Raw genomic sequence first — 22,673 nt, 5'->3', positions numbered from 1 at the left:
TTCATTGAAATTGGAGTTGATGAAGATGACAAAAAGACCAGAAGATACAAGAGTTGTGGTCGGTATGTCCGGAGGAGTCGATTCATCAGTTGCCGCTCTTATGTTAAAGGAGCAAGGCTATGATGTCATCGGCATATTTATGAAAAACTGGGATGACACCGATGAAAATGGTGTTTGCACAGCAACGGAAGACTATGAGGATGTCATCCGCGTATGTAACCAAATTGGAATCCCTTATTATGCAGTGAATTTCGAGAAGCAATATTGGGACAAAGTGTTTCAATATTTCCTTGATGAATATAAAGCGGGCAGAACGCCAAACCCAGATGTCATGTGTAACAAAGAAATTAAGTTCAAGGCATTCCTTGAACATGCATTGTCACTTGGTGCAGATTATTTGGCAACAGGCCACTATGCCCGTGTTGACAGAACAGGCGATAGAGTCAAAATGCTGCGAGGTCTTGATGCAAACAAAGACCAAACGTATTTCTTAAATCAGCTGACTCAGGAACAACTTGATAAAGTCATGTTCCCAATCGGTGATTTAGAGAAAAAAAGGGTTCGTGAATTAGCTAAAGAAGCAGAGCTTGCAACAGCAGCGAAAAAAGATTCAACTGGTATCTGCTTTATCGGAGAAAGAAACTTTAAAACGTTCCTCAGTCAATATTTGCCTGCACAGCCTGGTGTGATGCAGACAATGGACGGTGAAGTAAAAGGGGAGCACGATGGACTAATGTATTACACGATCGGTCAGCGCCAAGGACTTGGCATTGGCGGCAGTGGTGATCCTTGGTTTGTCGTTGGAAAAGACTTGGAGAAAAACATCTTGTTTGTTGAACAAGGCTTCCACAATCCACTTTTATACTCTGAAAGCATTTCAGCCGTTAATATCAGCTGGACTCGTCCTCATATTGTCGGAGAAAACGGTGAATTAACTTGCACAGCAAAATTCAGATACCGTCAAGAAGATCACCATGTGAAGGTCAAAATGACAGGTGAGCAAGAAGCGATGGTTATTTTTGATGAACCTGTTCGTGCTGTTACCCCGGGACAAGCGGTTGTTTTTTATGATGGCGACGAATGTCTTGGCGGCGGTACAATTGACGATGTCTTCAAGGATGGTCAAAAGCTGTCGTATGTGTAGCATGTTTCAAAACCTCAACGTCGCTGTTGAGGTTTTTTAATGAAAGGATGAGAGCGAATGAATCATAACGAAATCGGCATAGAAGCCTTGAATCAAGGGAATATCGAAAAAGCAGCTGAAGCTTTTACAAAAGCGATCGAAGAAAGCCCGAAGGACCCGGTTCCATATATTAACTTTGCGAACTTACTTTCAAGTATCAATGAATTTGAACGTGCTTTAAACTTTTTTCGAAAAGCAATTGAACTTGATCACACCGCAGCTGCAGCCTATTACGGGGCAGGAAATGTGTATACATTAAAAGAAGACTATATGAAAGCGAAAGACTATTTTGAACAAGCACTAAAAGCCGGCATGGAAAATAGTGATTTGTTTTATATGCTCGGGCAGACGCTCATCAAATTAGAGCAGCCAAAGCTTGCGATGCCGTATCTTCAGCGTGCCGTTGAACTAAACGAAGAAGATAATGAAGCAAGATTCCAATTTGGCATGTGTTTAGCCAATGAACACATGCTGGAGGAAGCGGTGACAACTTTTACAGAAGTCATTACGCGTGATCCGCAGCATGCAGATGCCTTTTATAATTTAGGGGTTGCGTATGCGTACTTAGAGAAAAAAGACGAAGCACTTGAGATGCTGGGTAAAGCCATTGACGTGCAGCCTGACCATATGCTGGCACTACATGCGCAAAAGCTGATTCAAGAGGCAGAATAGATGGAAGGAGGGAAGACCTGTGCAGGAACATCCAGATCAAATGAAGCTTGAGGACGAACCGTTTTTAAAGGGGACCATTCAAGCCGTTATTTTCCATAATGAAAGTAATTTATACTCGGTGTTAAAGGTGAAAGTCATTGAAACATCGGAAAACTTAGAGGAAAAAACAGCATCTGTCACAGGCTACTTCCCCGCACTTCATGAGGAGGAAACCTACACCTTTTATGGCAAAGTGACAAGCCATTCGAAATTTGGTGAACAGTTTCAGGCCACTCATTTTCAAAAGGAAGTGCCGACAACGAAGCAAGGAATCATACATTATCTCTCAAGTGATTTATTTGAAGGGATAGGGAAAAAGACGGCGGAAGAAATCGTGGGGAAGCTTGGTAATCAGACGCTTCATAAGATTATGCGTGACCCAGCTGTTTTGTATGATGTACCGCGCTTATCAAAAAAGAAGGCGGATAAGCTGGCCGCAGCGCTTCAGGAGCATCAAGGACTGGAACAAATCATGATCAGCCTGAATCAGTATGGCTTTGGTCCGCAGCTCAGCATGAAGATTTACCAAGTATACGAGAGTGAAACGCTGCAGAAAATCGAGGAAAATCCCTATCAGCTCGTTAAGGATGTTGAGGGGATCGGATTTATTAAGGCGGATGAGCTTGGCGCTAGAACAGGCATCTCAGGAAATGACCCAGAACGGATTCGCGCCGCCTTGCTATATACAGTGGAGACAGCCAGTCTTAAGGACGGTCATACGTACATACAAACGAAAGATTTGATCGTCGAAACACGCAAGCTGCTCAACCAAACCGGCAATGATTACAAAGTGACTGAAATGGATGTTGCCAATCAGATCATTGCACTTGGCGAAGGAAAAGAAATGATCATTGAAGATGACCGCTGCTATCATCCATCCTTATTTTATGCGGAGCAAAGTGTCGCCAAACGCATTCAAAAAATCGTCTCCCAATCAGAATATGCAGATCAATTTCCTGAATCAGAATTCCTGCTGGCACTTGGCAAGCTGGAGGAGCGGTTAGGCGTCCAGTATGCACCGACACAAAAGGAAGCGATTCAAAAGGCACTCATGTCCCCGATGCTGCTTTTAACAGGCGGGCCTGGAACAGGGAAGACGACGGTCATTAAAGGAATTGTCGAGCTTTACAGTGATCTTCACGGTGTTTCTCTTGATCCGAGTGATTATAAAAAAGATGAATCCTTCCCATTTGTGCTTGCGGCACCAACTGGACGGGCGGCTAAACGGATGACAGAATCAACAGGGCTTCCAGCTGTCACCATTCACCGGCTGCTAGGCTGGAATGGTTCGGAGGGCTTCTCTCATGATGAGGAACAGCCGATTGAAGGCAAGCTTGTCATTATTGATGAATCAAGTATGCTGGATATTTGGCTTGCGAATCATTTGTTTAAAGCGATTCCTGATCATATCCAAGTGATTATGGTAGGGGATGAACATCAGCTGCCATCTGTCGGACCAGGCCAAGTTTTACGGGATTTGCTTGCCTCAAAAGCCGTGCCGGCTGTTACCCTGACAGATATTTACCGGCAGGCAGACGGCTCAACCATTGTTGAACTTGCACATGATATGAAAAATGGTGTGCTGCCAAAGGATATCACTGCACGCTCAAAGGATCGGTCCTTCATTCAGTGTTCAGCTGATCAAATGAAAGAAGTCATTGAGAAAGTGGTCAGCAATGCTGCTCAAAAAGGGTTTTCGGCAAAGGATATTCAAGTGCTGGCACCGATGTATAAAGGAAAAGCAGGCATCAATGAGCTCAACAAAATGCTGCAGCACATTTTGAATCCTAAAAAACCAAAGGGCAGAGAAATCCCGTTTGGTGATGTGGTGTACCGGACAGGTGATAAGGTGCTTCAGCTTGTGAATCAGCCGGAGAACAACATTTTTAACGGCGATATCGGTGAAATTGTCTCGATTTTTTATGCAAAAGAAAATACAGAAAAAGAAGACATGGCTGTGATCTCCTTTGATGGAAATGAAATCACCTTTACAAAAAAAGATTTTCATCAATTTACACATGCTTATTGCTGCTCTATTCACAAATCACAAGGAAGTGAATTCCCGATTGTTGTGCTGCCAGTCGTGAGGAGCTATTACCGAATGCTTCGGCGGAATCTACTGTACACAGCCATTACACGCAGTAAAAAGTTTTTAATACTGTGCGGCGAGGAATCAGCGCTGGAGTGGGGCGTGAAAAACAATGAGGATTCTCTTAGACAAACGTCCTTAACGATGCGGCTAGTGCAAACCGAACAAATCATGGATGCAGAACTTGAAGCGCTCCAAAAAGAGCTTCCTTTTAGCGTACATGACGCAAATATTGGCATGGAGGGAATCACTCCATTTGATTTTATGCATGAGTAGAAGGTTCAGATTGTTGACAAAGGGCTAAAATGATTTTTATTTTAGCCCTTTGTCTTCTTTTCAGCGTGAAAAGAACTTCACCCATTCCGTTCATGGAAGCCATTTCTTCGTATGAGTCATGAAGCAAACGCACACGATAAGACTGTTCCGCAAAAGGTGGTTGAGCACATTTTGAGAACATGCCGAGAACTTGAAGGAATGACGATCTATACAGATGAGCTGTCCCAATCGCTTGGTTCCATAAAAGATATTTGCTTTTTAGCCGGAGGCAGCTGCGGAGGATATGTGTTAGAGGGGAAAAAGAAAGACTGTGCACTCGTTCCATTTTCTGCTTTTGATCAGCTGACAGACAAAGGTTTGTATGTAAGCTGCCAGGAGGGAGTGGGCATGGATTCCTCTGCTCCATTCTTGTTATTTTCGAAATTAAAGAAGAAAATGATGCAGTCGCCTGATGGTGAAAATTTAGGCATTTTGGAAGATGTATACTTTTGCTCAAATTCGGGCACAATCGTAGCATATGAACTCTCGGACGGCTTCTTTACAGAGCTATCAGGGATTCGGAAACAGCTGCAGGCTGCCGGAACCTTGATGAATGTTCAAAAGGAAGCACTGGTTCTAAACCGAACGTAAAGAGGTGCTGATTATGCTCATTTGCCCAAATTGCAAATGTAAAGACATCGGAAAAATTGGGGTCAATCAATATTATTGCTGGGGCTGTTTTATTGAATTGACGCTGTCAAAAGGCAAAATATCTACACACCAAGTGGAGGAAGACGGGACACTAAGCAGCTTAGATGATCTGTTTAGTGACGATGAACGTTCAATTCAACTATAAGTGTTAAGGGGGAATTTCGAATGGGCAAAATGACTTCTTCACTATTAACGCTTGGTGCAGGTGCACTCGCATATCACTTTGCAAGCCGATATGATATGCCTTCAAAGCGGGATATGAAAAAGCTAAGAAAACGTGTTATGAGAATGATGTAAACAAAAAGGGCTAAAATGATCTTCATTTTAGCCCTTTGTTTTTTCAGCGTGATAGCCAGCCGGTCTATACGCTTAGGCAGCCGTCAAGAGCGGATGTCCTTTTTATGCCTGCCTGTATTCTAAGCGTCTTGCAAGAATGGATAAGCTGAAATTGACGACAAAATACATCATAGCTGCCAATAGGAAAATCGGCAGTAAATAGGATTGGCTTTGACCGTTTAATATTTGAGCGTGATGTAATAATTCCGGAAGTGCAATGACTACAGCAAGCGACGTATCTTTTAAAAGAGATATGAATTGGCTGACAATTGGCGGCACCATTCGGCGCAGAGCCTGCGGCATAATAATCATTTTCAGTGTTTGAATATAGGTTAAACCAGAAGATCTGGCTGCTTCAATCTGGCCCTTATCAATGGATTTAAGGCCGCTCCGAATAATTTCTGACAGCATCGCAGATTCAAACACAGTTAAAGCTGCAATGGCAGAGGCTGTGATGCTTAGCTTGATGCCGATTTCAGGCAATGCAAAATACGTGAAAAAGATGATCAGTAAAAGCGGCAGGTTTCGAATGGTCTCTACTACAACCGCAAGTAACTTCGATAAAACCGGTATTTGAGCGAACCGTAATGTGCCAACGACTAATCCAATGATAAAGCTCAAAATGATGGAGATAAAAGCCACTTTTAAGGTGACGGCAAATCCTTCAAGTAAAAAGGCGAGATGATCAGGCTGGTAGGCACCTATAAAATCCATGATGTTTCCTCCTTTCTAGTGGCTTCTTGCTAATCTTCTTTCTAAATAACCGACGCCTAGACTGAGCGGAATGGTTAATAGCAGATAGAACATCGCAACAAAGATGTAGACATCAAACGTCACAAAGGTTCTAGATGCAATAAGGTCTCCTTGATACATGAGATCAAACCCTGCAATGACACCTAAAATCGAGGAGTTTTTGACAAGGTTAATAAATTGATTCCCAAGAGGGGGAATGACGATTTTAATCGCCTGCGGCAAAATGATATACCGCATCGTCCCGCCATATGACAGACCTGAGGCGCGGGCGGCTTCCATTTGTCCAAGCGGTACAGCTTGTATCCCTGCACGAATGGCTTCAGCAATAAAGGCAGACGTATAAATGGCAAGAGCAATCGTACCAGCAGTGAAGCCATCTGCTACAATACCCAGTACGGGTAAACCAAAGAAGAAAACAAAGGTGATCAATAATAACGGAATATTCCGAATAAATTCAACATAAGCCGTTCCGAACCAGTTGAGCGGCCTAAATGGCGCAATTCTCATAATGGCAATGAATGTACCGATCAAAAAGCTTCCAATCAGAGCAATGACACTTGCACCAATGGTATATTTAAAGCCTTCTAAATAAAGATGAACATTTTCAGTGAGAATGGAAAACCGCAGCAATCAGTTCACTTCCTTCCTGATCAACAGGGGAGCCTTTGAGCGGCTCACCTGAGGCATTGATCTTAACGAATCAAATGTTATTCTTTGATCCATTTTTTAAGAATCTTGTCATACTTTCCATTGTCTTTTAACGTTTTTAAGGCTTTATTGATCGCATCTGTTAATTCTTGATCTCCTTTTTTCACAGCAATGCCATAAGGCTCATCGGTAAAAGTGCCGCCGACCACTTCATAATTTGAATCCTCATCTGCCATACCAAATAAGATCGCATTATCCGTTGTCAGCACTTGCCCTTGGTTTGACTTTAATGCTGTAAAAGCCTCCTGATAGTTCTCAAATTCTAATACGGATGCTTCAGGTGCTTTCTCGCGTATATTTTGAGAAGAAGTAGAGCCTTTCACGGCCAGCACCTTCGTTCCTTTTTTAAGATCATCAATGGATTGAATGCCGCTTCCTTTTTTCACAAGCAGTGATTGTCCTGCTTCAAAGTAAACATCTGAGAAATTGACTTCTTTTTTACGCTCTTCTGTAATTGTCATGGTCGCAACAATCGCATGGATATCCCCTTTTTGAAGCAAAGGAATTCTTGTTTTAGATGTCACTTCCTTAAATTCTGCTTTTCCTTTATCGCCGAGTATTTCCTTTGTGATGGCTTTTGCAATATCAATATCAAACCCTTCAATATCACCGGTGCTCGGATTTTTTAGACCGAATAGACGTGTATCATTTTTTACACCGAAAATGATTTTTTTGTCTTTCTTTATGGTTTCTAAAGAACTTCCTTGTTTTGCATCAGTTGACCCTTTTTCAGTAGATCCACAAGCAGCCAAAGCGGTAATGCAGCAAGTCATAAAGAGCAGCAGGCCAAAGCGTTTCATTTTTTTCATCAAACCATTCCCCCTAGTGATTTAAAATACGGCTTAAAAATAATTGAGCACGTTTCTCTTGCGGTTTTTCATAAAATGCAGCTGGTGTTGATTCTTCAAGAATTCTGCCTTCATCAATAAAGACAATGCGGTCGGCTACTTCGCGGGCAAAGCCCATCTCATGTGTGACGACAACCATGGTCATGCCTTCACGAGCCAGCTGCTTCATCACATCTAATACCTCGCCGATCATCTCTGGATCAAGTGCAGATGTCGGTTCGTCGAAAAGCATCACCTCCGGCTTCATCGCAAGCCCTCTTGCAATGGCAACGCGCTGCTGCTGTCCGCCCGAGAGTCGTGAAGGATAGGTGTCTGCCTTTTCAGGGATGCCGACTTTATTTAAATAAAATTCAGCTGTTTCCTTTGCTTCTTCCTTGCTCACTTTTTTGACCTTCATCGGCGCAAGCATAATGTTTTCAAGCACCGTCTTATGCGGATAGAGGTGAAAATGCTGAAAGACCATTCCGATATTTTGCCTGACAAGATTGATGTTGGTCTTCGGATGCTGAACAGACACTTGGTTGACGAGAACTTTTCCCGCATCAATGCTTTCAAGACGATTGATACACCTGAGCATCGTGCTTTTACCAGACCCTGAAGGACCGATGATCACAACAACCTCCCCTTTTTGAATATGTAGGTTAATGTCCTTAAGTACATGGAACTGGCCATAATGCTTGTTGACTTCTTCGAATGTGATCATGAAGAACCTCCTCTTGTGTTTCATTGGCTAAAGCTAAAGTGGATTCTAGCACAACTTGTGTAAAAAGAAGTAAATGATGGAATATTTTCTGACGATATTTTACAGCAAACAGTGACTTTGGATGGAGCTGTATGTTTCATGTGTATTCATTTTTAACAAAGTTAGGACAAATTTTATTTACGTGGATAATTGCAGAAAATGGTTAAACAATAAGAAAAGAGGTGAAAAAGGTGAAGAAACGTCCCATCCAATTTCTGATATATGCTGCAGGGGTCCTGCTTGTCCTTGCATCCTTGCTCATTTTACTGCAGCTCGACGAGTTATGGATGCCTGTTTTTTTATTGCTGAAGGCGGTTCTCATTCCGCTTCTCATCGCTATTTTTATTTCTTATCTGCTTTATCCGATTGTGGAAAGACTGCATGCACGAGGGCTGCCGAGAACAGTCAGTCTCTTACTTATCTATGTGCTGTTTTTTGGCGGGATTGGTTTTGCGGTTTATAAAGGAGCGCCTGTTATGATCGCACAGTTAAATGAGCTGTCAGAACAAATTCCTGTCATCGCTGAAACGTATAATGGCGCTTTATCACATATTCATCGTCATACGAGCCACTGGCCCGACGGACTTCATGACCGCTTGGACCGCTTTATTGTTCAATCAGAGACATATGCAGCCAACAGCGCTGAGCGGATGATTCTTAGCTGTAAGGTTTTATTTGATTACGCTTTAGTTGCAGCACTCATCCCTTTTCTTGTTTTTTATATGGTAAAAGACATGAGTACGATGAAGCGGGCGGCATGGTATTTAACGCCGCCGTCATTTAGGAAGAGGGGGCATGCCTTTGTCAAAGCAGTGGATGAATCGCTTGGTGATTATATTCGAGGGCAGCTGCTTGTCTGTTCTTTAATCGGGGGTGCAGCAGCCATAGTGCTCTGGCTTTTTCATATCCCGTATCCGCTCGTTCTTGGCATGCTGATAGGAGCAACGAACGTGATTCCGTATTTTGGACCGATAATTGGCGCAGTTCCTGCCATCTTTATTGCGTTTACCATCTCAGTGAAATCGGTCATCATCGTATTGATCACAGTAGCGGTGCTGCAATTTTTAGAGAGCAATGTTCTCAGCCCGATCATTGTAGGGAGAAGTCTTCATATGCATCCTGTCGTCATTATGCTTGTCTTGCTTGCAGGAGGGGAGCTGTTTGGCTTAATTGGGATGATTTTAGCCGTACCAGCAGCTGCGATTATCAGGGTGATCATTGTGCAATATATCCTGATGAGACGAAGCGCTCATTGACAAGATGAGCCGAGTTGTCTATAATAATTTCGATTCATACATATTGAAATTCAATGACGGACCCGAGTACGTTAAAAAGCTGTTGCAGAGAGAGGCTTTATTTGCTGAGAAAAGCCTTATCAGACCTTTAACGGAAGCTAGTCCCGAGTGCAGATAAACACTGCCGCTCTCTTCCGGCGTTATCGGATGTGAAGGTGATAGACGAATGTGTCTATAATCAGGGTGGTACCGCGAGAACATCTCGTCCCTGTGTAAGTCGTTTTGTGCTTGCATAGGGCGGGATGTTTTTCGTTTGTGTGGAGATTGAAGAATGAAAAGGGAGGATTTTTGAATGAAAACTTTAACTTCAGCTCAAGTACGTCAAATGTTTTTAGACTTTTTTAAAGAAAAAGGACATGCTGTAGAACCGAGTGCGTCACTTGTACCGCATGACGATCCGACACTTTTATGGATCAACAGTGGGGTGGCAACATTAAAAAAATACTTTGATGGCCGCGTTATACCTGACAATCCGCGTATTTGCAACGCGCAAAAATCGATTCGTACGAATGATATTGAAAATGTAGGGAAAACAGCACGTCATCACACGTTCTTTGAAATGCTTGGCAACTTTTCTATTGGTGATTATTTTAAAGAAGAGGCCATTGAATGGGCGTGGGAATTCCTCACTAGTGAAGAGTGGATTGGCTTTGATCCGAATTTGTTATCTGTGACAGTCCACCCAGAGGACGAAGAAGCATATATCCTTTGGAGAGATAAAATTGGTGTGCCTGAAGAACGTATTATCCGTCTTGAAGGCAACTTCTGGGATATTGGCGAGGGCCCAAGCGGACCGAATACAGAAATTTTCTATGACCGCGGTGAATCTTACGGTAACGATATGAACGATCCAGAATTATATCCAGGCGGGGAAAACGAACGTTATTTAGAAGTATGGAATCTCGTGTTCTCTGAATTCAACCATAATCCAGATGGATCATACACCCCACTGCCGAAGAAAAACATTGATACAGGGATGGGTCTTGAACGAATGGTATCTGTCATTCAAAATGTGCCAACGAACTTCGATACAGACCTTTTCATGCCGATTATTCGTGCAGTCGAAACCATTTCTGGAGAAAGCTATGGTTTGGCGAAGGAAAAAGATACAGCATTTAAAGTCATTGCTGACCATATCCGGACAGTTGCTTTTGCTGTAAGTGACGGTGCGCTTCCTTCCAATGAAGGCCGCGGATATGTATTAAGACGTTTGCTGCGCCGCGCTGTGCGTTATGCAAAAACGATCCATATCCACCGTCCGTTTATGTATGACCTAGTGCCAGTTGTTGCTGAGATCATGAAGGATTTCTACCCAGATGTACAAGCAAAAGAAGAATTTATTGCAAAAGTCATCAAAAACGAAGAAGAACGTTTCCACGAAACACTGAACGAAGGGTTAGCTATTTTGTCAGAAGTGATCAAAAAAGAAAGAGACAAAGGCAGCTCACAAATTTCAGGTGAAGATGTATTTAAGCTGTATGACACGTATGGATTCCCTGTCGAACTGACAGAAGAATACGCAGAAGATGAAAACATGACAGTTGATCGAGAAGGCTTTCAAGCGGAAATGGAGAAGCAGCGTGAACGGGCAAGAAATGCGAGACAAGATGTCGGCAGTATGCAGGTTCAAGGCGGCGCTTTAGGCGATATTAAAGTGGAAAGTACCTTTGTTGGCTACGAAAATTTAACTGCGGAAACTCGCATTGTCGAATTGCTTCAAAATGGTGAAATTGTCTCTGAAGCACATGAAGGAGACACGGTGCAAATCTTGTTAGATGAAACACCTTTCTATGCGGAAAGCGGCGGACAAGTAGCGGATAAAGGAACACTAAAAAGTGCAGAAGCCATCATTGAGATCAAAGATGTGAAAAAAGCGCCAAACGGTCAGCATGTTCATGAAGGAGTCGTCGTAAGCGGTACGGCTCAAAAAGGTCTCGAGGTCACTGCAGAAGTGGAATCAGCTCTTCGAAAAGGCATTGTCAAAAACCATACAGCGACACATCTTCTGCATCAGGCGCTAAAAGATGTATTAGGAAGCCACGTAAACCAAGCAGGTTCATTGGTAAATGAAAACAGACTTCGCTTTGATTTCTCTCACTTTGGACAAGTGACGAAAGAAGAATTGTCTCAAATTGAAAAAATCGTCAACGAAAAAATTTGGGAAGGTATCTCTGTTGCCATTGATCTGAAACCAATTGCTGAAGCAAAAGAAATGGGTGCAATGGCGCTCTTTGGCGAGAAGTATGGCGATATTGTCCGTGTTGTCCAAGTGGGCGATTACAGCATCGAGCTATGCGGCGGCTGTCACGTGCAAAACACTGCGGAAATCGGTTTGTTTAAAATTGCATCTGAGTCGGGTATTGGTGCTGGAACACGCCGTATTGAAGCTGTGACTGGTAAAGGCGCTTATGAAGAATTAAATGACCAGCTGGCGATTTTAGAACAGGCAGCAAGTGAGCTGAAGTCAAATACGAAGGATGTACCAAAACGGATTGCTTCATTACAGGCAGATTTAAAAGAGGCTCAAAGAGAAAACGAATCTCTCCTTGCGAAATTAAGCCAAGCAGAAGCTGGCTCTATTTTAGAGAAAGTGACAGAAGTTGGCGGAGTGAAAGTATTAACTGAAAAAGTAAATGCTAAAGACATGAACCATTTAAGAACAATGGTTGATGATTTAAAAGCTAAATTAGGATCAGCTGTCATCGTCCTGGGAGCCGTTCAAAACGGAAAAGTAAACATTTCAGCAGGAGTTACAAAAGATGTGATCGAAAAAGGTCTGCATGCAGGGAAGCTAGTGAAGCAGGCAGCTGAAATCTGCGGCGGAGGCGGAGGCGGACGTCCAGACATGGCACAAGCAGGCGGAAAACAACCAGAAAAGCTTGAAGAAGCACTGGCAACTGTCGAAGAATCTGTCAAATCCGTTTTATAATCAGGCAATGTAGTGTAGAATAATGGTATTAGATGAGCGGTTAGAAAAAAGCTTGCTAGTAGAATGTTGGAAGAGAGGTGCAAGAAGCAGTGAGTTCATTTGATAAGACAATGAAGTTTAACTTCTCTGATGATTCAGCTGAAACCAATGTGAATGAAGTGCTCATTACAGTTCATGACGCACTCCAAGAAAAAGGATACAACCCGATCAATCAAATTGTCGGATACTTGCTGTCAGGCGACCCTGCTTATATTCCAAGACATCAGGATGCACGCAACCTAATTCGTAAACTAGAACGAGACGAATTAATTGAGGAATTGGTTAAATCGTACTTAGAGACACATAAAGAGGCGTAAAACATGAGAATTTTGGGCTTAGATTTAGGCACGAAAACCCTTGGTGTTGCGATCAGTGATGAAATGGGATGGACAGCGCAAGGGATTGAAACAATTAAAATTGATGAAGCAGGCGGAGACTTTGGTCTCAGCCGCCTGTCTGAGATCATAGCGGAATACGGAGCGGATAAAATTGTACTTGGCTTTCCAAAAAATATGAACGGTACGGTCGGTCCTAGAGGCGAAGCCAGCCAATCATTTGCGAAAGTGCTAGAAAACACGTACAATGTTCCTGTTGTGCTTTGGGACGAGCGTCTGTCAACAATGGCAGCGGAAAAAATGCTCATCTCTGCAGATGTGAGCAGACAAAAGCGTAAAAAAGTCATTGATAAAATGGCGGCTGTCATGATCCTGCAAGGGTATTTAGACAGCTTAAATTAAAATGAGGTGAATCAAATGGAACACGGAGAAAAGCAAATTACAATCGTTGATGATAATGGAAATGAACAGCTTTGCGAAGTACTATTTACTTTTGAAAGCGACCATTTTAACAAATCTTATGTCCTTTACTACCCAATTTCTGAACAAGACAATGAGGAAATTGAAATTCATGCATCAAGCTTTACACCGAACGAAGACGGTGAAGATGGCGAGCTAGAGCCGATTGAAACGGATGAAGAGTGGGACATGATTGAAGAAACGTTAAATACGTTCTTAGATCAAGAAGACGAAGAATAGAACAAATAAAAGGCCTGTGAACAGATCTTCTTGATCTTTCTTCACAGGTCTTTTTTTACGATCACTATGTTAACTTAATTTCATTTTATGTTGACATAATGTGTGGTTGGCGTTCCTGACCCATATTGGGGTGAAATCCCTGTTGCCATACCGGAGCAAGTGCCGCAAATAAAGGCGGTTCGACAAGCTGTTAAAGAAAAGCTGGCGGCCTACAAGGTACCAAAAAAATGGCTTGTGATTGATCAAATGATTGAAACATCCGGCGGAAAAATAGCCCGCGCGAGCATGAAAAAGTGGGCGGAGGAGCAATTGTCATGCAAGCAGTGATCGTACAAGCAAAACGAACACCCTTCGGTGACAAAAATGGGATGCTGAAAAATTCTCGCCCAGAGCAATTAGCCGCTCCCCTTATTCGGGGCGGTCACAGTTCCTTTTCCCGGTAAAAATACAGGCTTTGCCCACATCCTCATTTTCCAGCTGCTTCACCAATTGATGCGATCAAGAAACTTTTACATCAAGAGAACATCAAGGCAGAAGAAGTGGCGTTATTTGAAATCAATGAAGCGTTTGCGCTGAAAGCTGCACTTATTGCCCGGACGCTGGGGATACCATATGACCGGATCAATAGAAGAGGCGGTGCACTTTGCCTTGGGCATCCATACAGCGCATCAGGAGCTGCTATGATGGTGAGATTATGTTATGAAGCGCACGCCTTACCGAATGGAAGCTGTGTCATGGCTGCTATTGGAAGCGGTGGCGGCGTTGGTTTAGCCGTTTTGTGGCAAGTTTTGTCACGACATGCGTGAGCAAGGAATTGCCGAACTCCGTCGAATGATGTACTATAAAAGCTAGATGTGAGGAGGGCCATGCATGTTTTCAGAACAAAAGAAACGACCATTTTTTAAAAGAAAAATGGGGATCGTCCTGTTATCTGTCCTTGCTGTCATCATCATTGCAGCATTATCAGGCTTTTTTTATGTTAAATCAGCACTCGGACCGGTCGATCAAAAAAGTAAACAAGCCATTAATATTCATATTCCAAATGGGACATCTGTCCGCGAAATTGCGGGCATTTTAAAAGAAAATGGGCTCATTTCGAATGACACGATTTTCACTTATTATGCAAAATACAAAAAGGCGTCCGGCTTTAAAGCGGGATATTTCCATTTAAAACAAACAATGGACGCAGACACGCTGATCAAAAAGCTGACATCTGGCGGGACAGATTACGCCTTTCAGCTTGTGATTCCAGAGGGAAGACAGCTGTCTGATATTGCAGCCATTATTGCAAATCAGACGAATTTTTCAGCGAAGGAAGTTGAAGCGAAGCTGGATGATCCTGCTTTTATTCAAACGGTAATGAAAAAATATCCGAAAACCGTGACTTCACAGGTGAATGGAAAACAGGTGAAACACCCGTTGGAGGGTTATTTATTCCCTGCTACGTATCCATTTTATCGTGAGGATGAATCGCTCGAAACGATCATTGAAACGATGATTAAACAAACAGATCAATACGTGAAGACGTATGAAAAAGACATGAAAAAGAGAAACATGTCCATACATGATGTGTTAACGATGGCATCACTGATTGAAATGGAAGCAACAGAAAAGACAGATCGGGCAAAAATCTCAAGTGTATTTTATAACCGGTTGAAAAAGCACATGCCGCTTCAAACTGACCCAACCGTTCTTTATGCACTTGGTGAGCATAAATCCCGCGTGTATTACAAAGACCTAAAAGTGAAATCTCCTTATAACACGTATAACAACAAAGGGCTGCCGCCTGGACCTATTGCAAATGCTGGTGAATCCTCTTGGAAAGCCGCATTGCATCCAGAGAAAACGGATTACATTTACTTCCTTGCGAAGAAAAATGGAGAAGTCGTATTTACGAAAACGTTAAATGAGCATAATAAAGCAAAAGCGAAATACATCACAGGCAGCAATTAATGGACAAGTGAATCGAAAAAGACTGTAGACAATACGAGATTGCCTGCAGTTTTTTTCGTTGGAAACTCCTTTTTATAGGTTCGCAATTGCCACTTCTTTGTGGTAAAATATATCGGGTTGTTTTTACTTAGATGAACGAAAGATTGACGAGAAAGAGAGCTGCAATAGGCAGGACTCTTCTTTTTCAGGTCATGAAGGAGCTAGACAGATAATGACTATCGAAGATGATCGAATAAATGATTATATTGAACATTTAATTCACCCAAGTCCTGATGCAATCGCTCAATTAGAGATCTATGCAAAAGAGCATCATGTGCCAATTATGGAAAAGGTGAGCATTGAGCTTTTACTGCAGCTGCTTTCGATGAAACAGCCGAAGAAAATTCTTGAGGTTGGGACAGCGATTGGCTATTCCGCTATTCGAATGGCAACAGCTCTTCCAGACGCTGAGATTTATACGATTGAGCGAAATGCAAAACGCTATGAAGAAGCAACGCGGAACATTGAGGAATTAAAGTTAAAAGAAAGAATACACGTGTTTTTTGGTGATGCGATGGAATCGGCTAAAACGGTCCAAACGATGGCGCCCTATGATGTGATCTTTATTGATGCCGCAAAAGGGCAGTACAAGCGTTTCTTTGAATTGTTTGAACCGATGCTTGCTCACGACGGAATGATTATCACAGACAATGTCTTATTCAAAGGCTTAGTGGCAACGAATTATGAAGAAGAAATTGAAGATAAACGAAAAAAACAATTAATTGGAAAAATTGATCGATACAATCAATGGCTCATGTCAAACCCTGATTTCCAAACGTGTATTATTCCAGTTGGAGACGGGATCGCCATTAGTACAAAAAGAGGTGACCAATCATGAAGAAACCAGAATTGCTTGTGACGCCAAGCAGCGTGTCAGACGTACTGCCATTAATTGAGGCAGGAGCTGATGCATTCTTAATAGGCGAACAAACATACGGTATTCGTCTTGCAGGTGAGTTTTCAAGAGAAGATGTGAAACAAACGGCTCTGCTTGCACATGCCCATCACAAAAAAGTGTATGTAGCGATGAATGCGATTTTTCATAATGACCGCGTGCAGCTGCTTGGAGATTATTTAACCTTTCTCGATTCATTAAGCGTGGACGGCGTCGTCTTTGGAGACCCAGCCGTGATCATGGCAGCAAAGGAAACAGGAGTGAACCTGAATCTTCACTGGAGTACAGAAACGACTGGGACAAACTATTACACTTGTAACTACTGGGGCAGAAAAGGCGCATCCCGTGCTGTTCTTGCAAAAGAGCTGAATATGGACAGTGTGATCGACATCAAAGAAAATGCTGAAGTGGAGATTGAAATTCAAGTCCATGGCATGACATGTATGTTTCAATCGAAACGTACACTCATCGGCAACTACTTTGAATACCAAGGCAAACAAATGGATGTCGTAGGCAGAAACATGGAGGAAGGGCTATTCCTGCATGACCAAGAGCGTCAAAACAAATATCCTATTTTCGAGGATGCAAACGGAACACATATTATGAGTCCAAATGATGTGTGTATGATTGACGAATTAGAAGAGTTTGTTGACGCAGGCATTGACTCATTTAAAATTGACGGAATTTTAAAGTCACTTTCTTATATGACAGAGGTGACATCATTTTATAGAAAAGCAATTGATTTACTAACGACTGACAAAGACGCGTATGAAGATCAGAAAGATGACTGGGTGAAGCGGATTGAAGAGATTCAGCCAGTGAATCGCTCGATTGATACAGGGTTCTTCTTTAAAGAAACGGTTTATTAAGATAAGAGGAGGCAGAGGAAATGGCATTATTGAAAGATGGTATTTCTGAAATGATTGATGGGAAACGTGTCATTACAAAAAAACCAGAACTGCTTGCACCCGCAGGAAACTTGGAAAAACTGAAAATTGCTGTACATTACGGAGCTGACGCTGTCTTTATTGGCGGGAAAGAATTTGGACTTCGCTCAAATGCAGATAACTTTTCAATTGAAGAAATGGCAGAAGGTGTCGCATTTGCAAACAAATATGGCGCACGCATTTATGTGACAACAAATATCTTCGCCCACAATGAAAACATGGACGGGCTGGAGGAATACCTTCAAGGGATTGAAGGCGCTGGAGTAGCAGGCATTATCGTAGCTGATCCACTGATCATTGAAACATGTAAACGTGTTGCACCGAAACTTGAAGTCCATTTAAGCACACAGCAGTCTCTTTCAAATTGGAAAGCTGTTCAGTTTTGGAAGGAAGAAGGGCTTGAGCGTGTGGTGCTCGCACGTGAAACTAGTGCGTTAGAAATTAGAGAAATGAAAGAAAAGGTCGATATTGAAATCGAAACATTCATTCACGGTGCGATGTGTATCGCATACTCTGGCCGCTGCGTGCTCAGTAACCATATGACGGCAAGAGATTCTAACCGCGGAGGCTGCTGCCAGTCCTGCCGCTGGGATTATGATCTTTATAAACTAGAAGGTTCTGAGGAAGCGCCTTTATTTGGCGAGGAAGATGCGCCATTTGCAATGAGTCCAAAAGATTTGAAGCTTATTGAATCCATTCCTCAAATGATCGAAATGGGAATTGACAGCTTAAAAATCGAAGGACGGATGAAATCCATTCATTATGTTGCCACTGTTGTAAGTGTATATCGCAAAGTCATTGATGCGTATTGTGCTGACCCAGACAATTTTGTCATTCAGCAGGAATGGTTAGATGAATTAGATAAATGCGCAAACCGTGACACAGCACCAGCCTTTTTCGAAGGCGTACCAGGAACGGATGAACAAATGTTTGGCATCCATGGGAAGAAAACGACATTTGATTTCGCAGGTCTTGTTCTTCATTATGATGAAAAAGAACAAATCGTGACATTGCAGCAGCGTAACTTCTTTAAGCAAGGCGACGAAGTCGAATTCTTCGGACCAGAAATTGAGAATTTCACATGCAAAATTGAGACGATTTGGGATGAAAAAGGAAATGAACTAGATGCCGCTCGTCATCCGCTGCAAATCGTCAAATTCAAGCTTGATCAAAAAGTATACCCTAGCAACATGATGAGAAAGGGGAAATAACAGCCACATGAGGAGTAAACCAGTTGTCATTGGTATTGCTGGCGGCTCGGGTTCGGGTAAAACGAGCGTCACCAATTCAATCTATGAAAAATTTAAAGGACATTCCATCCTCATGCTTCAGCAAGACTTATATTACAAAAATCAAAGTCATATGCCATTTGAAGAGCGCCTGCTCACGAACTATGATCATCCGCTTGCATTCGACAATGACCTGATGTTTGAGCATTTGGAACAGCTCCTAAGATACGAATCCATTGAAAAACCAATATACGATTTTAAACTAAACACACGTTCAGAAGAGACGGTTCATGTTGAGCCGAAGGATGTCATTATCGTTGAAGGTATCTTTGCGCTCGAAGACGAACGTTTGAGAGACTTAATGGATATTAAACTATATGTTGATACAGATGCAGACCTTCGCATCATCCGCCGCATTTTACGCGATACGAAGGAAAGAGGCCGGTCGATCGATTCTGTGATTGAACAATATGTATCTGTTGTCAGACCGATGCATAATCAATTCATTGAACCGACGAAACGATACGCCGATATCATCATCCCAGAAGGCGGCCAAAACCATGTGGCGATCGACTTAATGGTGACAAAAATTCAAACGATTCTTCAAAACCGAGCAGAGTAAATGGTGGAGAAGCAAAAGACCTTTACACTGTAAAGGTCTCAGATTGTTGACAAAGGGCTAAAATGATCTTTATTTTAGCCTTTGTCTTCTTTTCAGCATCATATTAATAAACAGTCACGAAAACTTGTCCTAAGACAGACGATCCTTTATAAAGAGTGATAGTGGCTTTACCAGGTGAATTGGCGGTCACTATTCCATTAGAGCTAACAGAAGCTACACTCTGGTTATCAGTCCAATAACGTGTAGCTGCAGAATCATAGACCGAGTAGCGTTCACCAACTCTTAAAGGTAAACTGTAATCTTGAATCGAAATCACATCTAATGTTTGAAATCCAGACGAGCTGCTATTGACTGTGAAATCCGCTGTTTCTTTGGCTGAAGCCATGCCCATTAGTGAAAAAGATAAGGTAGAGATGGATAGAACAGAAACAATTGTTTTCTTCATGTTCATTTAAAACATTCCCTAGCATGTATTTGGTCTTGCATTGATAGAATTCAACAAAAACCAAATATTCCCTTGTTAATATTTGTTGATAATATGTGAACATTTATGAAAGCATCATTCTCAGAAAGAATCTTAAGGGTTTGATATGATAAGAAAACAATGAAGAAAAGAAGAGATGGAGAAATCACTACCACATAGCGAAAGAATGAAGTTGAAAAAGTATATTAAAAAAACGACAAACAAATCATCACAAATTTTCAAACAATTCTTGATCAAAATGCAATTTTGTAATAATATAGCATAGACATATCGTACACTGACCATATTATGTATTGGAAGATGGAGAATGGATAAGCTATTCTTCTACATATGATCGAAATGGCCGAACGAGGTACAGGAGCTTCCTGTGCCTTTCCACAGTTTGTGCGATTTTAGACCGCTGCAAGTGGTCCTGTCTAATAAAAGGCATATTAGTTGCATCTAAAAGGGACGCCATGTAAGATGGACTTTTACGAATATGGTACAGAAGGAATGAGGGCCTGAACATGTCCTCATTCTTGTATATTTCAGTCGTCACTCACGTGCAGAAAGTTTGTATGATGAGGATTAATAGAAGGAGTGAATGATTCATGGCACAAGAGAAAGTATTTCCAATGACAGAAGAAGGAAAACGTAAATTAGAAGAAGAGCTTGAATATTTGAAAACGGTTAAACGTAAAGAGGTTGTAGAGCGTATTAAAATCGCTAGAAGTTTTGGAGACCTCTCTGAAAACTCGGAATATGATTCTGCTAAAGAAGAGCAGGCGTTTGTAGAAGGCCGTATTACAACGCTTGATAATATGATTCGTAATGCTAAAATTATCGAAGATGAAGGAAACTCAAATGTGGTTTCACTTGGTAAAACGGTGACATTCGTTGAATTACCAGACGGGGAAGAAGAGTCTTACACAATTGTTGGAAGTGCAGAAGCTGACCCGTTCGAAGGCAAGATTTCAAACGATTCACCTATTGCAAAAAGCCTTTTAGGTAAACAAGTAGACGACAAAGTAACCGTTCAAACACCTGGCGGAGAAATGTTCGTCCAAATTGTAAAAATTTCATAATCACGTTTATCAGGTAAACACCTCGTCCACAATAGGGACGAGGTGTTTTTATGCGCAAAAAAAGAAGAATTCAATGGACAGGTGCGATTATTTTTATACTATTGCTCGGTCTTCTGATGAGACTGGCAGAAATTCAGCTGTTCTTCACAGAATCGTTTTCAAAGCTTGATATCAATTTGATACAAGAAAGTGTCAAACAGCGAACAGAAGAAGTCGTTATTTCAGACGGGCGCGGTGAGTTTTTAGATCGAAACGGCCAAGCACTTCTTACAAAAGAACAGCCTGCGGTTATCTTATTTCCTTTCCTGCAATATGATCTTCCACGCTTACAGCAAACCGCCTCTATTCTTGAGATGGAAGAAGATGAACTCAAAAAACAGTTAACAGAAACGAAAAAACCTCTCATTTTAAAAGATGACATCACGAAAAAAAAGCTGAAAGACATCAATGATATGAAATATTCAGGTGTGTACGGCGTATATATGAAAGAGAAGGACAAAAAAAGACTTGCCCTCCACACACTAGGCTTCACAAGCGAAAATCCAGAACTATTGAGAAAGCGTTATCCTGACAAAAAAGAGCTTTCTATTCGTACTGAAATCGGCACATTTGGGCTGGAAAGCACCTTTGACGAATTTCTATTACCCGAGCAAGACACAAAATTGTTATATCATGTGGACGGAAGGGGAAACCCTTTGTTCGGTATGGACGTCAAATATACAGCAGAAGCTCATTCCTTTTATCCACTTCAGGTACAGACAACGATAGATGAAGACATGCAGGCTGAAATGGAGAAGGTGCTCAAAGAACAAGGCGTTAAAAAAGGCGGTGCCGTTCTGCTCGACATTGAAAAAAGCAGTGTACTGGCAATGGCAAGTACCCCAAATGTCACAAGTAAAAACAGGCATGAGGCAAGAAATTACATGCTGACAGCGATTGCTCCAGGCTCTGTCTTTAAGACGGCTGTGCTTGCCGCAGTAATCGAAAAAAACCTTGACCAGCCACAAACCATGTATGACTGTCGAAAGAATTTATATGGAGAGCCTGAAGGAAAACAGGAAGTGCTGAATCTGACGGACAGCTTCTCAGAGAGCTGCAATTATACCTTTGCGACACTTGCTGAAAGGCTCATTCAAACAGATGATCAAATCATCGAAAAGACGGCTGCAAAGCTTGGACTCATAGATCGAGCTGGCTGGGAAGGGGATGTCTATCATAAGCAGCACTTCAAACAGTTTGATCGTGAAGAAACAGGCAGTGTGTGGGGAGATAAAAGAGACAAGCATGTCAAAAAAGCCATTGCACAAACCGCAATAGGACAAAAAAATGTGAAAACGACACCTCTGCAAATCGCGAATATGATGGCTGCGATCGCAAGAGGAGGAGAACGAAAAGAAGTGAAAATCGCAGAAAAAGTGCTGTATCAAAACGGAACAACGATGCTGTCCTTTCCAAACAAACGGCCTGAAGGGGGCAGCATCAACCGCTATACAGCTCAAAAGCTGCAAAAATACTTAAGGCAGGTGGTGACCTCTGACAAGGGAACTGGAAGAAGGTTTCAAGATTTGCCATACGATGTAGCGGGAAAATCAGGTACTGCCCAAACCGGCAGTCAAGACAAAAAGGGGAATCCGCTTTATCATAAGTGGTTTGCTGGATACTTTCCGGTAGAAAAACCAAAATACGCCCTTGTCGTTGTTCACCTTGACGAGACAAGTGGCCGGGCTAAGACAAATGATGCGTTTTATGATATTGTAAAAAAGGTCAATGAAATTGAAAAGAAACAGACATAGAACATCCCTTCATG

The 22,673-nt window shown here is 42.1% G+C and carries 26 protein-coding genes and 1 other annotated feature; of the genes, 21 read left to right on the top strand and 5 right to left on the bottom strand.

All coding sequences use genetic code 11. The annotated features are described in order from the left end of the window. Positions 1 to 25: 25 nt before the first annotated feature. The 6 genes from mnmA to M1D81_RS12695 all read left to right on the top strand — a co-directional run bounded on the left by mnmA (position 26) and on the right by M1D81_RS12695 (position 5,246). Complete coding sequence (gene mnmA / locus M1D81_RS12720; RefSeq protein WP_456266715.1) at positions 26 to 1,144, top strand: tRNA 2-thiouridine(34) synthase MnmA; 1,119 nt, start codon at positions 26 to 28, stop codon at positions 1,142 to 1,144. 57 nt (positions 1,145 to 1,201) lie between these two features. Beyond that, entirely contained in the window at positions 1,202 to 1,855 is a 654-nt protein-coding gene (locus tag M1D81_RS12715) for a tetratricopeptide repeat protein (protein WP_456266716.1), read from the top strand. Positions 1,856 to 1,874: 19 nt separating this feature from the next. After that, positions 1,875 to 4,259, top strand: coding sequence for an SF1B family DNA helicase RecD2 (gene recD2, locus M1D81_RS12710; RefSeq protein ID WP_456266717.1), 2,385 nt, complete (start codon positions 1,875 to 1,877; stop codon positions 4,257 to 4,259). Between the two features lie 111 nt (positions 4,260 to 4,370). Continuing rightward, positions 4,371 to 4,889 carry a PRC-barrel domain-containing protein gene (locus tag M1D81_RS12705; protein ID WP_051582016.1) on the top strand — a complete coding sequence of 173 codons (519 nt, stop codon included), beginning with the start codon at positions 4,371 to 4,373 and terminating at the stop codon, positions 4,887 to 4,889. A 13-nt stretch (positions 4,890 to 4,902) separates the two neighbouring features. Continuing rightward, positions 4,903 to 5,094 (top strand): hypothetical protein, encoded by a 192-nt coding sequence (locus M1D81_RS12700; RefSeq protein ID WP_003216308.1) that lies wholly within the window; start codon positions 4,903 to 4,905, stop codon positions 5,092 to 5,094. A 20-nt stretch (positions 5,095 to 5,114) separates the two neighbouring features. Beyond that, the gene (locus M1D81_RS12695) at positions 5,115 to 5,246 is read left to right on the top strand and encodes a YrzQ family protein (RefSeq protein WP_003216198.1); all 132 of its coding nucleotides are present in this window, start codon (positions 5,115 to 5,117) and stop codon (positions 5,244 to 5,246) included. 102 nt (positions 5,247 to 5,348) lie between these two features. Here the strand turns inward: M1D81_RS12695 and M1D81_RS12690 are convergent, their stop codons facing one another. The 4 genes from M1D81_RS12690 to M1D81_RS12675 all read right to left on the bottom strand — a co-directional run bounded on the left by M1D81_RS12690 (position 5,349) and on the right by M1D81_RS12675 (position 8,297). Continuing rightward, entirely contained in the window at positions 5,349 to 5,999 is a 651-nt protein-coding gene (locus tag M1D81_RS12690; RefSeq protein WP_456266718.1) for an amino acid ABC transporter permease, read from the bottom strand. 15 nt (positions 6,000 to 6,014) lie between these two features. After that, entirely contained in the window at positions 6,015 to 6,668 is a 654-nt protein-coding gene (locus M1D81_RS12685; protein WP_456266719.1) for an amino acid ABC transporter permease, read from the bottom strand. A gap of 77 nt (positions 6,669 to 6,745) precedes the next feature. Beyond that, positions 6,746 to 7,555, bottom strand: a complete 810-nt coding sequence (locus M1D81_RS12680; protein ID WP_456266720.1) for a transporter substrate-binding domain-containing protein — start codon at positions 7,553 to 7,555, stop codon at positions 6,746 to 6,748. 13 nt (positions 7,556 to 7,568) lie between these two features. Next, positions 7,569 to 8,297 carry an amino acid ABC transporter ATP-binding protein gene (locus M1D81_RS12675; protein WP_024423116.1) on the bottom strand — a complete coding sequence of 243 codons (729 nt, stop codon included), beginning with the start codon at positions 8,295 to 8,297 and terminating at the stop codon, positions 7,569 to 7,571. 230 nt (positions 8,298 to 8,527) lie between these two features. Here M1D81_RS12675 and M1D81_RS12670 point away from each other — a divergent pair, with 230 nt between their 5' ends. The 13 genes from M1D81_RS12670 to udk all read left to right on the top strand — a co-directional run bounded on the left by M1D81_RS12670 (position 8,528) and on the right by udk (position 19,318). Beyond that, positions 8,528 to 9,592 carry an AI-2E family transporter gene (locus M1D81_RS12670; RefSeq protein WP_456266721.1) on the top strand — a complete coding sequence of 355 codons (1,065 nt, stop codon included), beginning with the start codon at positions 8,528 to 8,530 and terminating at the stop codon, positions 9,590 to 9,592. A 44-nt stretch (positions 9,593 to 9,636) separates the two neighbouring features. Beyond that, positions 9,637 to 9,844, top strand: a binding site (T-box leader). Positions 9,845 to 9,923: 79 nt separating this feature from the next. Next, positions 9,924 to 12,560 carry an alanine--tRNA ligase gene (gene alaS / locus M1D81_RS12665; protein WP_456266722.1) on the top strand — a complete coding sequence of 879 codons (2,637 nt, stop codon included), beginning with the start codon at positions 9,924 to 9,926 and terminating at the stop codon, positions 12,558 to 12,560. A gap of 89 nt (positions 12,561 to 12,649) precedes the next feature. Further along, positions 12,650 to 12,916, top strand: a complete 267-nt coding sequence (locus tag M1D81_RS12660; protein ID WP_008358522.1) for an IreB family regulatory phosphoprotein — start codon at positions 12,650 to 12,652, stop codon at positions 12,914 to 12,916. 3 nt (positions 12,917 to 12,919) lie between these two features. Next, positions 12,920 to 13,336, top strand: coding sequence for a Holliday junction resolvase RuvX (ruvX, locus tag M1D81_RS12655; protein WP_024423113.1), 417 nt, complete (start codon positions 12,920 to 12,922; stop codon positions 13,334 to 13,336). 15 nt (positions 13,337 to 13,351) lie between these two features. Continuing rightward, on the top strand, positions 13,352 to 13,633 hold the full coding sequence (locus M1D81_RS12650; protein ID WP_024423112.1) for a DUF1292 domain-containing protein: 282 nt from the start codon (positions 13,352 to 13,354) through the stop codon (positions 13,631 to 13,633). A gap of 102 nt (positions 13,634 to 13,735) precedes the next feature. Next, positions 13,736 to 13,960, top strand: a complete 225-nt coding sequence (locus tag M1D81_RS12645) for an AMP-binding enzyme (protein ID WP_456266723.1) — start codon at positions 13,736 to 13,738, stop codon at positions 13,958 to 13,960. Further along, a complete protein-coding gene (locus tag M1D81_RS12640; RefSeq protein WP_456266724.1) occupies positions 13,948 to 14,076 on the top strand; it encodes a hypothetical protein in 129 nt (42 codons plus the stop codon). Before M1D81_RS12645 ends, M1D81_RS12640 begins: the two co-directional genes overlap by 13 nt. A 45-nt stretch (positions 14,077 to 14,121) precedes the next feature. After that, complete coding sequence (locus M1D81_RS12635; RefSeq protein ID WP_456270903.1) at positions 14,122 to 14,439, top strand: hypothetical protein; 318 nt, start codon at positions 14,122 to 14,124, stop codon at positions 14,437 to 14,439. Positions 14,440 to 14,503: 64 nt separating this feature from the next. Further along, entirely contained in the window at positions 14,504 to 15,586 is a 1,083-nt protein-coding gene (gene mltG / locus M1D81_RS12630) for an endolytic transglycosylase MltG (protein WP_456266725.1), read from the top strand. Positions 15,587 to 15,797: 211 nt separating this feature from the next. Further along, on the top strand, positions 15,798 to 16,463 hold the full coding sequence (locus M1D81_RS12625; RefSeq protein WP_024423109.1) for an O-methyltransferase: 666 nt from the start codon (positions 15,798 to 15,800) through the stop codon (positions 16,461 to 16,463). Further along, a complete protein-coding gene (locus M1D81_RS12620; RefSeq protein ID WP_456266726.1) occupies positions 16,460 to 17,389 on the top strand; it encodes a peptidase U32 family protein in 930 nt (309 codons plus the stop codon). The genes M1D81_RS12625 and M1D81_RS12620 overlap by 4 nt, the downstream gene beginning before the upstream one ends. A 20-nt stretch (positions 17,390 to 17,409) precedes the next feature. Next, the gene (locus M1D81_RS12615) at positions 17,410 to 18,678 is read left to right on the top strand and encodes a peptidase U32 family protein (protein ID WP_456266727.1); all 1,269 of its coding nucleotides are present in this window, start codon (positions 17,410 to 17,412) and stop codon (positions 18,676 to 18,678) included. Positions 18,679 to 18,685: 7 nt separating this feature from the next. Next, positions 18,686 to 19,318: a uridine kinase gene (gene udk, locus M1D81_RS12610; protein ID WP_024423106.1), complete on the top strand. Its 633-nt coding sequence runs from the start codon at positions 18,686 to 18,688 to the stop codon at positions 19,316 to 19,318. Positions 19,319 to 19,421: 103 nt separating this feature from the next. Here udk and M1D81_RS12605 read toward each other — a convergent pair whose 3' ends face one another. Beyond that, entirely contained in the window at positions 19,422 to 19,769 is a 348-nt protein-coding gene (locus M1D81_RS12605; protein WP_456266728.1) for an Ig-like domain-containing protein, read from the bottom strand. A 623-nt stretch (positions 19,770 to 20,392) separates the two neighbouring features. Between M1D81_RS12605 and greA the strand changes: the two genes are divergently transcribed. Together greA and M1D81_RS12595 are read left to right on the top strand one after the other, a co-directional pair. After that, the gene (gene greA / locus M1D81_RS12600) at positions 20,393 to 20,866 is read left to right on the top strand and encodes a transcription elongation factor GreA (protein WP_008358505.1); all 474 of its coding nucleotides are present in this window, start codon (positions 20,393 to 20,395) and stop codon (positions 20,864 to 20,866) included. Positions 20,867 to 20,916: 50 nt separating this feature from the next. Continuing rightward, positions 20,917 to 22,659 carry a peptidoglycan D,D-transpeptidase FtsI family protein gene (locus tag M1D81_RS12595; protein ID WP_456266729.1) on the top strand — a complete coding sequence of 581 codons (1,743 nt, stop codon included), beginning with the start codon at positions 20,917 to 20,919 and terminating at the stop codon, positions 22,657 to 22,659. Positions 22,660 to 22,673 lie beyond the last annotated feature (14 nt).

It is taken from the genome of Bacillus sp. JZ105, assembly GCF_053903125.1.
The sequence above is the reverse complement of the archived record's forward strand: the minus strand, read 5'-3'. Positions and strand labels throughout refer to the sequence as shown.